Here is a 13928-nt window from a genome sequence, read left to right as displayed (position 1 = left end):
ACCCCCTGCCGGGGGCAACACCGGTGGCCCGGCAAAGCCGGTTCCACGGTGTTTCTGGGATTGCGCGCTTACCTTGCCTCGTTGGGGGAGGGGAGTGGCACGCGGGGGGAGAACTTGGCGCGGTGGATGCTGAAGAAGGCCTTTACGTTGCGGACGTTGGCGTCGCTCGTGAAGAGGCGCTGCGCGAGCGCCTGGTAGCCGGGCATGTCGCGCAGGGTGACGATCAGGACGAAATCCGGTCCCGGGGAGACGCGGTAGCACTGCTGCACTGCGGCGTCGGGGGCGACGCGCTCCTCGAAAGCGTCCAGGGCCGACGCGTCCTGGCGGTCCAGCGATACCTCGACGACGGCGGTGAGCAGGGGGCCGACGCGGTCTGCGCTGAGGATGGCGACTTCGCTTTCGATCCAGCCGGATTCGCGCAGACGGCGGACCCGCCGCAGACAGGTGGGCGGTGAAATGTCGAAGCGCTCGGCAAGCGACTGGTTGCTTTGGCCGGCGTCCTTTTGAAGCGCGTCGAGCAGTTGAAGGTCAATCTGGTCGAGGTCTGAAAATTTCACAGAATTGTTATTGTTGAAAGAATAGTGCAACGCGGCGGATTAGTGAAATTATCAGTCAACAATTTGGGACCGTTGAAGAATAATTTCTTCAACAACGTCCTAACATCGCTTCACTTCCAATCGCAGGAGCAGTTATGTGTGGCATCGTCGGCGCCGTTTCCGGACGCAATATCGTTCCCGTCCTTGTTCAGGGCCTGCAGCGCCTCGAGTACCGGGGCTATGACTCCTGCGGGGTCGCCGTGCATGCTGGCGGCCTTCAGCGGGCCCGCACGACCTCTCGGGTCGCGGAGCTTCTGGCGCAGGTGCGGGACGATCACATCGAAGGCACCACCGGCATCGCGCACACGCGCTGGGCCACGCATGGGGCGCCTGCGGTGCACAACGCCCATCCCCATTTCAGCCATGGCCCCGGCGGGGATGCCCAGGCGGCCCGTCCAGGCCGCGTCGCGCTGGTCCACAACGGCATCATCGAGAACCACGAAGCGCTGCGTGCGGCACTACAGGCCAAGGGCTATGACTTCACGAGCCAGACCGACACCGAGGTCATCGCGCACCTGATCGACAGCCACTACGACGGGGACCTGTTCGAAGCGGTGAAGGCGAGCGTCAAGCAGCTGCAGGGTGCGTATGCCATCGCCGCGATCTGCCGCGACGAGCCGCACCGCGTGGTGGGGGCACGCGCGGGTTCGCCGCTGATCCTCGGCGTCGGCAAGGAGGAGGGCGAGAACTTCCTCGCGAGCGATGCGATGGCACTGGCCGGCGTGACGGACCAGATCGTCTATCTCGAAGAAGGCGACGTGGTCGACATCCAGCCGGGCAAGTACTGGATCGTCGACCGCGCGCACAAGCCCGTGACCCGCGTCGTGCGCACGGTGCAGGCGCACAGCGGCGCGGCCGAGCTCGGCCCCTATCGCCACTACATGCAGAAGGAAATCTTCGAGCAGCCGCGCGCCATCTCGGACACCCTCGAAGGCGTGGAGGGCATCGTGCCCGAGCTGTTCGATGGCGTCGGCACCGACGGACAACCGGGCGCGGCGGCATGGCGCGTCTTCAACGACATCGACAAAGTGCTGATCCTTGCGTGCGGGACCAGCTACTACAGCGGCTGCGCGTCCAAGTACTGGCTCGAAGGCATCGCGAAGATCCCGACGCAGGTCGAGATTGCGAGCGAATACCGCTACCGCGATTCGGTGCCCGATCCGAAGACGCTGGTGGTGACCATCAGCCAGTCGGGCGAGACCGCCGACACCCTGGCTGCGCTCAAGCATGCGAGGTCACTGGGCATGGAGCACACGCTGACCATCTGCAACGTCGCGACCAGCGCGATGGTGCGCGAGTGCAAGCTCGCCTACATCACGCGCGCCGGCGTCGAGATCGGTGTGGCGTCGACGAAGGCCTTCACGACGCAGCTCGCGGGACTCTTCCTGCTGACCCTGGCGCTGGCGCGAGCGAAGGGACGTCTCGCCGAAGAGGACGAAGCGCGCTACATGAAGGAGATGCGGCACCTGCCCGTGGCCCTGCAATCCGTGCTCGCGCTGGAGCCGCAGGTCATCAGCTGGGCGGAGGACTTCGCGCGCAAGGAAAACGCGCTCTTCCTCGGCCGCGGCCTGCACTACCCGATCGCACTCGAGGGCGCGCTCAAACTCAAGGAAGTGACCTACATCCACGCGGAAGCCTATGCGGCCGGCGAACTCAAGCACGGTCCGCTCGCACTGGTCACGAGCGAGATGCCGGTGGTCGCGGTCGCACCGAACGACGCGCTCCTCGAAAAGCTCAAGAGCAACCTGCAGGAAGTGCGTGCGCGCGGCGGCGTGCTCTACGTGCTGGCCGACGGCGACACGCACATCGAGAGCGGCGAGGGGATTCACGTGATCCGCATGCCCGAGCACTATGGGGCGCTGTCACCGCTTCTGCATGTGGTGCCGTTGCAGTTGCTGGCGTATCACACGGCATGTGCACGAGGGACGGACGTCGACAAGCCGCGTAACCTGGCCAAGAGTGTGACGGTTGAGTAGGGCACTCAATGGACAGTGGCGCGGAGGACGGAGGAGGAGGAGGAGGAGCGCCTGCAGGCACGCCAGGCGCCGAACAACGCGAGCAGCCCCGGCACCAGGATGAGTGCCCAGATCACCTTGTCGAGGTTGTCCCTGACGATCGGCAGGTTGCCGAAGAAATAGCCGATGGCGCACAGGCTCGCCACCCACAGCAGCGCACCCACGACGTTGAAGAGCGTGAACTTTCCGCGCGACATGTCAGCCACCCCGCCACGAACGGCACGAAGGTGCGGATGAACGGGAGGAAGCGTGCGGCGATGATGGTGACGCCGCCGTAACGCTCGTAGAAGGCATGCGCCTGTTCGAAGGCCCGGCGGTTGAACCAGCGCGAGTTTTCCCACTGAAAGACCTTGGGGCCGAAGTACCGCCCGAGGCTGAAATTGCGTTGGTCGCCGAGAACTGCCGCCAGCAGCAGGATCGGCAGCGCCAGCCCGAAAGTCATGAGCCCGGCGCCGCACAGTGCGCCGACGATGAACAGCAGCGAGTCGCCCGGAAGAAACGGCATCACGACAAGCCCGGTCTCGACGAACACGATCAGGAACAGCAACGCGTACACCCAGGTGCCGTAGGCGATGACGAAGGCTTCGAGGTGTTGGTCGACGTGCAGGGTTCACATTGGTTCCGTGGTGACGAGTCCAATGCGCTTCAAGAAAAGGCTGCGCCTCTACCCCGACGCGATCCACCACCTGTCCGTCACCGCACTGCTGACCAATCGCGATCTGCCGTGCCTGGTTCCGCGCAACGGCGAGAACGACCTGGCCGTTGCCGATTCCATCCCGGTGTCCGGGGTCGGCCTCATCCGCCCGCCGAGCACGCCCAAGTCACCGTTCGCGCAGCGCGAGATGGCATGGCGACTGATTCGACAACTGGGTTTCAACCATCTCCCGCTCGCGGACATGCCGCACCGCGAGGGCGCGCAGGCGCTGCGCGACATGCTGCGGCTGTTCGTGACGACCGACAACGAAGTGCAGCGCCGGCAGATCGAAAGCCTGGTGGGTTCGCGCATCGAGCCGGTGACGCGACGCCTGCCCGGCGCCGGGCCGTTGATCTACGGGCGGGGCGTGCGCTGCACACTGATCGTGGACGAGGAAGGCTTCTCCGGAACGAGTCCCTATCTGTTCGGGCTGGTACTGGAACACTATCTCGCGCGCCACGTCAGCATCAACGTCTTCACACAGACGGTGCTCGAATCCATGCAGCGCGGCACCGTCGCGAGTTGGCCTGTTCGCATGGGCGGAAGAGGGGTCGTTTGATGCGGCGGGATCGCGATCCAATCGCCCTCGGCTTGCAGGAACTGCTGGTGCGCTTGCGCCGCGAGCCATGGAAATTCGGATTCACCACGCTCATGCGTCGCCTCGGCGCCATTCATTCCAGCCAGCCGCGCATCGGGCTGGCCAGCCGGCCGCAGCAGGAGCCTTTCCGGCTCGGCCAGACTGCGGCGCTGACCTTTGCACCGCGCGAGATCGCCGAAGTGGCGTTGCCGCTCGATGGGGGGGCGACAGCCGGCGTGGGTGCTTCGCCCGCACGGAAGGGCAACAACGCGTCCGTGCCGACCGTGCGGCTCTTTGGCCTCGGGCTGCTCGGCCCCAATGGCCCCCTGCCGCTGCACTACACGGAATGGGTCCGCGAGCGAACGGAAAACTACAACGACGGCACGCTCGCCGACTTTCTCGACATCTTTCATCACCGCTATCTCACGCACATGTATCGCGCGTGGGCGCAGAGCCAGTCGGCGGCGGGTCTCGACCGGCCGGGTGACGAGACCTTCAGCCGCTACGTCGCGCACCTCACGGGGCATGATCCCTTGGAGATCCGAGCTTCGGTGCTGCCCTCGCATGCGCGGCTGGCCGCATCGACACACCTCACGCGCGAAGCCCGCAACCCGGATGGCCTGGCCGGCTCGCTCGCGCGCTTCTTCGCCGTGCCGGTGGAGTTGAACGAGTTCGTGCTGCACTGGATTCGTATCGATCAGGAGGACCAGACGCGCCTCGGCACACCGCGCACCTCAAGCGTGATGGGCATGGGCGCGATCGCGGGCGAAGTCGTGGCCGACCGGCAGAACAAGTTCCGGATCGTGCTCGGTCCGTTGAGCCTGGAGCAATACCTGCGCTTCACGCCGCAAGGCAAGGACCTGCCGTTGCTCGTCGAATGGGTGCGTGGCTTCGTCGGTTACGAGTTTGTCTGGGAGGTCGAGTTGCGCGTGAGCAAAGACAGTGCTCCGGCCGCACGCCTCGAAGACAAGGAAAAGCTCGGCTGGTCGACGTGGCTCGGCGGCTCCGAAGACGTCGTGCCGGGTGCCGCAGCCGGCGTCCAACTGACGGCAGCAGCGGCGCAGGACTATGCCGTCGGCCTCGTTTTCGAGCCCGAGCAGTACGTCGGCGCGCACCACCGCTCCGGTGCAGCCGTCCATTGACTCAATTCATTTCAACTTGCGTTCATGCCTCAGCTTGCCCCCTCTATCCGTTCCTCCGACCCGGTCCCTGAATGGCTCTTGCCGATCAGCACCGATGCGCCGTGCGGCGCCAGTCTCGAATACGACGCCGAGTACGCGATCCTGCTGTCTCGCATGACGCCGCGCGGCGATGCGCAATACGGCGATTTCGTCGACGCCGCAGGGGCGCCTGTGTGGGCCGAGATCGAACGGGCTTGCCGTCGGCTCCTGCTGCGCACCAAAGACATCAACCTGTTCGTCTGGCTCTGTCGTGCCCGCGCACGACTGGGTCAGGCCGCGGGTCTGGCGCAGACGCTCGCCATGCTGGCGGCCGTGCTGCGGGAATGGCCGGAAGCCGTTCATCCGCAGACCGTCATCGAAGGCCAAAGCGACCCCGATGTGCGTGCGAATGCGCTCGCTGCACTGGCCGACCCCGAAGGCCTGATGAGCGACGTGCGCGACGTCGTCGTGGCCTCCAGCACCGCCCTGCGGCTGAGCGTGCGCGATGTGGAGCGAGCGTTTGCCGTGCCGAAGTCTGCGGACGCTCAGAGTCCGGAATCCGTGAACCGGCAGCTCGAAGCGTTGCGTGCCGTCGGCAATGCTGAGTCCCCCATCAACCTGCTTGGGCAAGCCGCCCTGCATGCCCGTGCGATTGACGAGTGGTGCAAGGCGCAATTGGGCGGCGATGCGCCGCCGCTTCATGCGCTGATTCGCGTGCTCGATCTTTTCACGGCGCACGACCGGTTGCGCGAGGCCGATTCAGAGACCTCGTCGATGCCTGCGGGATTGCACGGAAGTCCTGGCCCCATGACTGCATTTCCTCGCACCCCCGCATCTTCGAAGCCGTTACCTTTTTTGCCCGCAGCCACCCGCGACGATGTCGCGCAGACCATTCGCGCCGCGCGTGAGTGGTTCGAGATCCATGAGCCCAGCAGCCCTGTTGCGGTATTGCTCAAGCAGGCTGAGCGCGTGGTTGGCAAACGCTTCTCCCAGGTGGTCGATGCGATTCCGCTCGACCTGCTGCAAAAGTGGGAGGCCGGCGAAGATGTCGTTCCCCCGGGAGGACTGTCGGCATGAGCATGACGCCATCGGCAACCTATTTGCTACTCGGCAGTTTTGCCCTGGGGATCCTCGGTGCCGTGCTGGGCGCTTGGTTGTATGCGCGCAGTGTTGCCGCAGCGGCTGCGAAAGCGCCTCCTGCCCGCGCGGACTTGCCAGCTGATGCGGTGGACCGCGACACCGAACTCATGAAGGTCGTTCAGGCCTCTGTGTCGTCCGAGCTGTCCGGTATCGAGGCGAAGCTGCTCCAGCGTATCCCGCAGTACGTGCAGCAGGCCATCCAGATCGAACTCCAATTCCACACCCAGCAACAGGTCGAGCGCGAGAAAGCCCGGGCATGCTCGCAAGAGCGTTGGCAGGCCGAACGGGACGAGCGCCGGTCAAGCGAGTTCCGCACGCTGCTGCGCGTGCTGGAGGCGTGGTCAGCCGAAGTGGCTCCTGGCGTGGCGTTCGAATCGCCGGAGCGGCCGCAGCGGCCACCGGCGTCCGGCGCGTCGGCTATGCCCGCGCCTGCGGTGTCGGCACGGCCGCCTGAGCTAGTGCACACGCCGCTGCCGCGGCCGCAACCCGTTCTCCATGCCGACGAGAGCGGACCGGAGCTCAGCGACGAAGAGATCGATGCCTTGCCGGCTGAACTGCCGGTTCCCGGCAAGCAGCGAAAACGAGTATTGCCGGCGCCAAAAAAGCCGGTCTGGCGCAGTCTTTGAACGCCGTCGGGCAAACGTCCAGGTTGAGCGTCGTGAGCCGCCGGAACTGCTGCGCCTGTCAGGCCGCGAGGCGCCACGAAGTGCGGATCGAAGTGGCGTGACGATCGGTTTCGCGCACGCATGTCCTTCGTTCAGGTTGCGCACAGGTCCATGTCATAGCATTTCAATATGCTCACGGCACACTCCCTCCAACGCATCATCCGGCTGCGCGCCTGGTGGTTCGCGCTGCTGGTCTTGCTGTGTTCGATCCAACCGTTCCTGTCGGTGCATTTCGACGTCGATGGGATCGTTCCGCAGGAGCACGTGAGCGTCCGCTTTTCCGATGCGACTGCGCATTTCCAGCCTGACGAAGATGCCGACACTCCGATGGCGCTCGAAGTCACGCTCTTCGTCCCGACCACTGCAAGCATGGATATGCCGCTGACGCTGCTGAGCGGGATCGCGGCTTTCATGAGCCTGATCCTCCTGGCGACGCCGTTGATCGTGCAGGTCGCGCAATGCGTGCAGGCGTTGCTCGATGTCCCCGTCCCCAGGGTGTCACCTGCGAGCGGTGCGCCGCCGCTCACTGCCATCTGGCGCAGTCGACCGCCGGAAACGGCCCCTCCTCTCTGATCTTTCATTGAAACGCGGCGCTCGCGGCGCCAGTCGTGCGGTGGCGCTTTGCTTCACCGCGGTTGTCGACGCTTTCATGAATCATCAATGGATCAAGTTCAAGATTTCGCCGGCCGGGCGCGGCCATTGCACCCTGCCGTTCCTGCCGTGCCGGCTGTGCCGGTCGCGCTGGCTGTACTGCTGGCCCTGTTGGCCGTCGTCTGGTTTGGTTCGCTGGGCACGCGTTCACTGATCAGTCCCGACGAGGGCCGCTATGCCAGCATTGCCTGGGAGATGCTGCGCAGCGGCGACTGGATCACGCCGCGATTGAACGGCGTGCTCTATTTCGAGAAGCCACCGCTGCAATACTGGATCAGCGCCCTGTTCCTGCATTTGTTCGGCCTGAATGTCTTCGCGGCCCGCTTGTGGCCTGCGCTGGCCGGCTTCCTGACTGCGCTGGTGGTCGGCGGAACGGCCTGGCGCCTGTGGGGACGCGAGACCGGCATCCGCAGTCTGGCCGTCGTGTCGTCGATGACCTGGGTGTTTGGCAACGCCCATTTTCTGACCCTCGATGCCAGCCTGACGCTGTTCCTCACCATCGCAATGTGTGCAGTGCTGATCGCGGAGCAAACTCCCTCCACGGCTTCTGAACGCAGGCGCTGGATCTGGCTCGCGTGGGCCGCAATGGCCGGCGCGGTGCTCAGCAAGGGGCTGGTCGGCATCCTGATACCCGGCGTCACGCTGTTCCTGACGTGTCTCTGGCGCCGGGACTTCAGTCTGTGGCGAGGGATGCATTGGGCATCGGGCCTGCTGATCTTCCTGCTGCTCGCAGCGCCGTGGTTCGTACTGGTCTCCTCGCGCAATCCGGAGTTCGCGCAGTTCTTCTTCATTCACGAGCATTTCGCCCGTTACCTGACGAATGTGCACAAACGCGAAGGCGCGTGGTGGTACTACCTGCCCCTGCTCCTGGGCGGGATGCTTCCATGGACCAGCGCGCTGCCGTGGCTGTGGCCGCGGCAAGCGGCTTCCGGGCCTTCGAATACGCAGCCGCGGGTGGACATGCTGTTCGTCTACGCGCTCTTCGTCCTGCTGTTCTTCAGCGTCAGCGGATCGAAACTGCCGTCCTACATCCTGCCGGTGTTCCCCGTGCTGGCGCTGCTGGTCGCGCTTCGTCTGCGGCAGGCGAGTCTGCATGCGCTGCGACTGCACCTGGTGGTGCCGGTGTTGATCTGGGTGCTTGTCTTCGTCGCCTCGACCCAGACCGCATGGATCGCGTCCCAGACGGCGCCGGCCGAAGTGTTCGGGCAGTTGGGCGCCGGGCTTCGCTGGGGGGCGCTGACCTTCCTGTGCTTCGCGGTCTTTGTCTGGTGGCTGCTGCGGCGGGACGAGGTGACGCTGGCGATCGCGACACTCGCGCTCGGCCATGTCACTGCCATGGCCATGGTGATGGCGGCCCATGATCCCTTCGGACAACTCAAGAGCGCAGCGCCTTTCGCCTCGGCGCTGGAGCCGATCCTGCAATCCGGCGCGCCGGTCTTCGCGGTCCGCGCGTACGACCAGACGATGCCCTTCTATCTGCGTCGTGAAGTCACGCTCGTGGACTACCAAGACGAATTCGCCATGGGGCAGGTGCTGGAGCCGAGCCGCTCGATCGCCTCGCTCGACGAGTTCGTCGCCCGTTGGCAGACCCTTCCTCAGGCGGTTGCCTACATGGACTTCGGTACGCGCGACGCGCTGAGCCAGCGTGGGCTTCCGATGCGGGTGATCTACAAGGATTCACGACGCGTGGTCGTTTCGAAAAAGTGAAGCGATGGCCCGCACGCCGGCAAGCACGGATAGATGACCAACGGTGCGTGCCGTCGAATCAGGGCTCTCCAGGCCGCTGCCAGATCGGCGCTCACTTCCGGCAGTCCCCGCCGACCGATACCGAACCGTCCTTGCATTCGGTCAGGATGCCGTCGTTGCTGCGCCGGGGTGCGGGGGATGCGTTGGAAGACGGAGCCTCTACTTCGTAGACGATCTTCCTGCTGCCACGTTCGCAGGTGCCGACGACCTTGCCGCTGACCGTTGCATCGGCTGCCACGGTGGTGAGCGTGAAACGCATCACGCCCGCATCGCGAATCTTCGCGTCGATCTGGGCGAGGACTTCGTCGCAGTTGCTGGCAGCGCTCACGGAGCCCGTGAAGGCCAGCAGGACGACAGAGAGCAAGGATGGCTTCGGCATCGGATGCTTGCCTCGAAGGAGGGCGCTAGGCCGGGACAGGCAGTGTAGCGATGCCGCTTCGGGCTTGCGAACGGTGGCTCGTGCTGCGGTAGCGGTTCAGTGCCGCAGTGCGGCCACGTCCTCCGCCTTCAGGGACGAGGCGCTGCCGCCGAATCGCGCCGTGACGAAGTTCGACACGGCGGCGATCTCGGCATCCGTGAAGCTGTTGCCGAAGGACGGCATCGACGCCGCGTCCGCCGGCGAGGTCCGGTGGACGCCGGTCAGCACGACCTGTGCGACGTTGGTTGCCTTCGGATCGTTCACGGACCTCGCACCGGTCAACGTCGCATTCGGCGAGAGCGTGCCGATGCCGCTCCAGCCGTGGCAGCTCGCGCAGGCTTCGGCGAACAGTGCCTTGCCGCGCACGTTGGCCAGCGGGTTGCCCTCCTTGTGCGATTCCGGGGCGACCTTCGTGACCGCGGGCCGCGCGCCAGGGTCGACCACCACCGGCACGCTGCGGAGGTAGACGACGAGGGCCTGGATGTCGCCGGGCGAAAGATGGCTGAAGCTGTCGTCGACGGCCTCGGCCATGGGGCCGGCAGCGCTGCCGCGGCCGGGCGCGTGCCCGCTGGAGAGATACGACACCAGCTCTTCGCCGCGCCAGGTGCCGATGCCGGTCCCGCGATCGGGGCTCACGTTGTAGGCTTTCCATCCCGAAACCAGGGTACCGCCGAACTTCAACCGGTTGTTGAGCGCAAAGGCCACGTTGCGCGGCGTGTGGCACTCGCCGCAATGGGCCAGTGCCTCCGCGAGATAGGCCCCCCGGTTCCATTCGTCGCTGCGCGAGACGCGGGCTTCGAAGTGCTTGCCGGTGCTGAACACCAGCGCCCAGGCACCCAGCGTCCAGCGCTGGTCGAACGGAAAGCCCAGCGTGTTGTCGAGCGCGGTCGCCACGACCGGCTTCAGTGAAAAAAGGTAGGCCTTGATGGCGAGGACGTCGGCATCGGTCATGTAGGCGTAGGACGTGAACGGCATGGCCGGATAGAGCCGCGTGCCGTCCTTCCGGATGCCGCGGCGCACTGCAGCGAGAAACTGTTCGTCCGAGTAGCCACCGATGCCCGTCTTCTCGTCCGGCGTGATGTTGGTGGAATACAGGGTGCCGAAGGGCAAGTTGAACGCGAGCCCGCCCGCGAAGGCCGGACCGTCGTGCGCCGTATGGCAAACCACGCAGTCGGCGGCGCGCGCAAGGTATTCGCCGCGCTGCACCACGTCCGCCTGCGCCATCGCGGCCGGCACGCCAGTCGGATCGGCACCGGCATAGTCCGCGACGGCCACACGATTGCCGCCCGCGAAGTCCATGGGCCCGGGCTGGCCCAGCAGCCACCCGAGCGCGATGACGGCCAGCACGACGGAAATGCCGATGACCGTCCGACGAGCGGCACCGCGCGCAAGCGAGCGACGGGGTCGCGCGCTCATGTCGACCTGCCGACCGAAAGCAGCTTGCGATCGACGGGCATGCTGCGCAGCGCGACGCCGGTCGCCGCGAAGATGGCATTGCGCAGTGCCGGCGCCGATGCGGTGGTGCCGGTCTCGCCGATGCCTCCGGGTGCCGCGTCGCTCTTCACGACGAGCACGTCGATCTTCGGCGCCTGGTCGATGCGCAGCATGCGGTAGTCGTTGAAGTTGGATTGCGCGACGCGGCCCTTCGCGAGGGTGATCTCGCCGTAGAGCGCCGCCGTCAGGCCGAAGATCAGCCCGCCCTGTATTTGCGCCACGACCTGGTCCGGGTGCACGGCGATGCCGGTATCGACGACCGAGGTCACGCGACGCACGTCGACCTCGCCCTGTCCGTCGACCTCGACTTCGATCACCGTCGCGATCAAGCTCCCGAAGGACGGCTGCACGCAGACACCGCGACCGACGCGCTTCGCGAGCGGCTCGCCCCATCCGGATCTCGCCGCGACCAGGTCGAGCGCCGCGCGCAGGCGCGGTGTCTTGCCCAGCATGCCGCGGCGGAACGCGATCGGGTCCATGCTAGCCTTCTTCGCGAGCTCGTCCACGAAGCACTCGATCGCGAAGACGTTGTTGTTCGCGCCGACACCGCGCCAGAAGCCGGTGCGGACGGCCTTGGGTTCTGCCCTCACGAATTCCACCTGGAAGTTCGGAATGTCGTAGGGCATGTCCACCGCACTGTCCACGGCGTCCCTGTCGATGCCGTTCCTGTATTGCGACGGGAGCCTGCGCGCGATCACCGCCGAGCCGCAGATCTTGTACTTGAAGCTGTCGATCCTGCCGTTCGACAGCGTTGCCGCGATGACGTCGCGGTACATGGGGCGGAAGATGTCGTGCCGCACATCCTCCTCGCGGGTCCACACGACCTTCACGGGCGTGTCGTCCAGCTGCTGCGCCACGCGCACAGCGACGAGCGCCATGTCGACTTCCAGCCGCCGCCCGAAGCCGCCGCCGAGCAGATGGTTGCGAACCACGACTTTCTCCGGCGGCATCCCGAGCAGATCGGCCACGCCTTGCCGGACCTGTCCCATGACCTGCGTTCCGATCCAGATCCGGCATTCGCCCGCCTGGAGGTGGACAGTGCAGTTGATCGGCTCCATCGGCGCGTGCGCGAGCAGCGGAAGCTCGTAGGCCGCCTCGATGCGCTCGCCCGTCGACAAGCCTTTCTGCACATCGCCGACGGTCCTGGCGACGATGCCGTCCTTTGTGCTGGCGAGACGGAGTTCCTCCCACATCTGCCGGGAGGAGACCTGGCCGTTCGGGCCGTCGTCCCATTCGATCGCCAGCGACTCCAGCCCCTTCTTCGCGGCCCACATGTAGTCGCCGACGACCGCCACCACGTCGTCCAGCACGACGACCTTGCGGACGCCGGGAACGCGCAATGCCGGGCCTTCGTCGACATGGCGGACCTTGCCCCCGAGGACCGGGCTCTGCATCACCGTGGCGAACTTCATGCCCGGCAGCATCACGTCGATGCCATAGACCGTCTTGCCAGTGACCTTGTCGGGCGTGTCCAGGCGTTTGACGGGTTGGCCGATCAGCTCGAACTGCGCGGGGTCCTTGAGCACGACGTTCTTCGCGGGCGGAAAGGCGGCAGCCGCCTCGGCCAGCTCGCCATAGCCCAGGCGGCGTCCGCTCGCGGCATGCATTACCTCGCCCTTCGAGGTCGTGCATTCGGCGGAACTCGTGTTCCATCGTGCGGCGGCGGCTTGGACGAGCGCGTCTCTCGCCGTCGCACCGGCAGTGCGAAGCGGCCGCCAGAAGGCGCGGACCGAGCAGGAGTTTCCCGTGATCTGAATACCGAGGATCGGGTTCGCATAGCGCTTCTGGTCGGGCGGCGCGTGTTCGAGCAGCACGCGCGAGAAGTCCGCGTCGAGTTCTTCCGCGAGCAGCATCGCGATCGAGGTATAGACGCCTTGTCCCATCTCGACCTGCGGCATCACGAGCGTCACCGTGCCCGCGCGGTCGATCCGGATGAAGGCGTTGGGCGCGAACTTCCCCCGGATGTCGTCGTCCGGCTGCGCCGCTTCGTTTGCGGCGAGCGTCGGCAGGTAGAAGGCGAGCACGAAGCCGCCGGCGGAAGCACCTTTCAGCAGCGCACGGCGGGAGAGCTTCGCGGCACCGTCGACCTCGGCCTTCACGATGGTGCCCTTGGGTCCGAAGCCGCCTGCTTGATCGCTTCGCGAATGCGCACGTAGGTGCCGCAACGACAAATGTTTCCGGCCATGGCGGCGTCGATGTCCGCGTCGTCCGGATGCGGCGTCGTCGCCAGCAGGGCGGTCGCGGACATGATCTGGCCCGATTGGCAGTAGCCGCACTGCACGACCTCCAGGTCGAGCCATGCGCGTTGAATCCTGGCGCCGACCTCGCTCCGCCCCACTGCCTCGATCGTCGTGACGGCCCGGTCGCCGATCGAGCCGATGCGCAGCTGGCAGGAGCGCACGGCACGGCCTTCGAGGTGGACCGTGCACGCACCGCATTGGGCGATGCCGCACCCGAACTTCGTGCCGTTCATGCCGAGCACATCGCGCAGAACCCACAACAGAGGGACATCGTCGGGAACATCGACGGTCCTCGTTTCGCCATTGATACGCAGGCTTCTGTCAGCCATGAGGGGCCTCGCTCGGGTGAGTGGCCCGGAGCTTAGGACGGGGCCCGTGCAGTGCCATCCGGCCGGCGATGGACGTGCGACTCGTGCCAAAGTCCGACGCGCAGTGCCTCTATGACTTTGTGCGCATCGGACGCCCTGCTACCGGTCGGATGTGAGCGCTGCGCAGCGCTCGTACGCTCCGGCAAGACGCCTCGGGGCAGGCC

At 65.9% G+C, this 13928-nt stretch carries 11 protein-coding genes and 2 pseudogenes; 7 read left to right on the top strand and 6 right to left on the bottom strand.

Annotated elements, in window-relative coordinates:
- Positions 1–68: 68 nt before the first annotated feature.
- Positions 69–587, bottom strand: coding sequence for an Lrp/AsnC family transcriptional regulator (locus ACSFBL_RS24435; protein WP_435518402.1), 519 nt, complete (start codon positions 585–587; stop codon positions 69–71).
- Between the two features lie 104 nt (positions 588–691).
- Between ACSFBL_RS24435 and glmS the strand changes: the two genes are divergently transcribed.
- Positions 692–2572: a glutamine--fructose-6-phosphate transaminase (isomerizing) gene (glmS, locus tag ACSFBL_RS24430; protein WP_435518401.1), complete on the top strand. Its 1881-nt coding sequence runs from the start codon at positions 692–694 to the stop codon at positions 2570–2572.
- Positions 2573–2577: 5 nt separating this feature from the next.
- Here the strand turns inward: glmS and ACSFBL_RS24425 are convergent.
- Positions 2578–3218 (bottom strand): annotated as a pseudogene (locus ACSFBL_RS24425) (VTT domain-containing protein).
- A gap of 58 nt (positions 3219–3276) precedes the next feature.
- Here ACSFBL_RS24425 and ACSFBL_RS24420 point away from each other — a divergent pair.
- From ACSFBL_RS24420 to ACSFBL_RS24395, 6 genes and pseudogenes are all read left to right on the top strand, one after another.
- Positions 3277–3864 (top strand): annotated as a pseudogene (locus ACSFBL_RS24420) (type VI secretion system baseplate subunit TssF); the annotation flags it as partial.
- Positions 3864–5024 (top strand): type VI secretion system baseplate subunit TssG, encoded by a 1161-nt coding sequence (tssG, locus tag ACSFBL_RS24415; RefSeq protein WP_435518400.1) that lies wholly within the window; start codon positions 3864–3866, stop codon positions 5022–5024. The pseudogene ACSFBL_RS24420 and the gene tssG, both read left to right, overlap by 1 nt.
- A gap of 78 nt (positions 5025–5102) precedes the next feature.
- Positions 5103–6119 (top strand): type VI secretion system protein TssA, encoded by a 1017-nt coding sequence (locus ACSFBL_RS24410; RefSeq protein ID WP_435518399.1) that lies wholly within the window; start codon positions 5103–5105, stop codon positions 6117–6119.
- Positions 6116–6808, top strand: a complete 693-nt coding sequence (locus ACSFBL_RS24405; protein ID WP_435518398.1) for a hypothetical protein — start codon at positions 6116–6118, stop codon at positions 6806–6808. The genes ACSFBL_RS24410 and ACSFBL_RS24405 overlap by 4 nt, the downstream gene beginning before the upstream one ends.
- A gap of 168 nt (positions 6809–6976) precedes the next feature.
- Positions 6977–7420, top strand: coding sequence for a hypothetical protein (locus ACSFBL_RS24400; protein WP_435518397.1), 444 nt, complete (start codon positions 6977–6979; stop codon positions 7418–7420).
- A gap of 87 nt (positions 7421–7507) precedes the next feature.
- Entirely contained in the window at positions 7508–9205 is a 1698-nt protein-coding gene (locus ACSFBL_RS24395) for a glycosyltransferase family 39 protein (protein ID WP_435518396.1), read from the top strand.
- Positions 9206–9296: 91 nt separating this feature from the next.
- Here the strand turns inward: ACSFBL_RS24395 and ACSFBL_RS24390 are convergent, their stop codons facing one another.
- From ACSFBL_RS24390 to ACSFBL_RS24375, 4 genes are all read right to left on the bottom strand, one after another.
- Positions 9297–9608 (bottom strand): DUF1161 domain-containing protein, encoded by a 312-nt coding sequence (locus ACSFBL_RS24390; RefSeq protein WP_435518395.1) that lies wholly within the window; start codon positions 9606–9608, stop codon positions 9297–9299.
- Between the two features lie 111 nt (positions 9609–9719).
- Complete coding sequence (locus ACSFBL_RS24385; RefSeq protein WP_435518394.1) at positions 9720–11078, bottom strand: c-type cytochrome; 1359 nt, start codon at positions 11076–11078, stop codon at positions 9720–9722.
- Positions 11075–13255 (bottom strand): xanthine dehydrogenase family protein molybdopterin-binding subunit, encoded by a 2181-nt coding sequence (locus tag ACSFBL_RS24380; RefSeq protein ID WP_435518393.1) that lies wholly within the window; start codon positions 13253–13255, stop codon positions 11075–11077. Before ACSFBL_RS24380 ends, ACSFBL_RS24385 begins: the two co-directional genes overlap by 4 nt.
- Positions 13252–13725: a (2Fe-2S)-binding protein gene (locus ACSFBL_RS24375; RefSeq protein WP_435518392.1), complete on the bottom strand. Its 474-nt coding sequence runs from the start codon at positions 13723–13725 to the stop codon at positions 13252–13254. Before ACSFBL_RS24375 ends, ACSFBL_RS24380 begins: the two co-directional genes overlap by 4 nt.
- Between the last annotated feature and the right edge of the window lie 203 nt (positions 13726–13928).

It is taken from the genome of Variovorax glacialis (genome assembly GCF_051216375.1).
GTDB lineage: Bacteria > Pseudomonadota > Gammaproteobacteria > Burkholderiales > Burkholderiaceae_C > Variovorax.
This window is presented reverse-complemented; position numbering and strand designations above follow the sequence as displayed.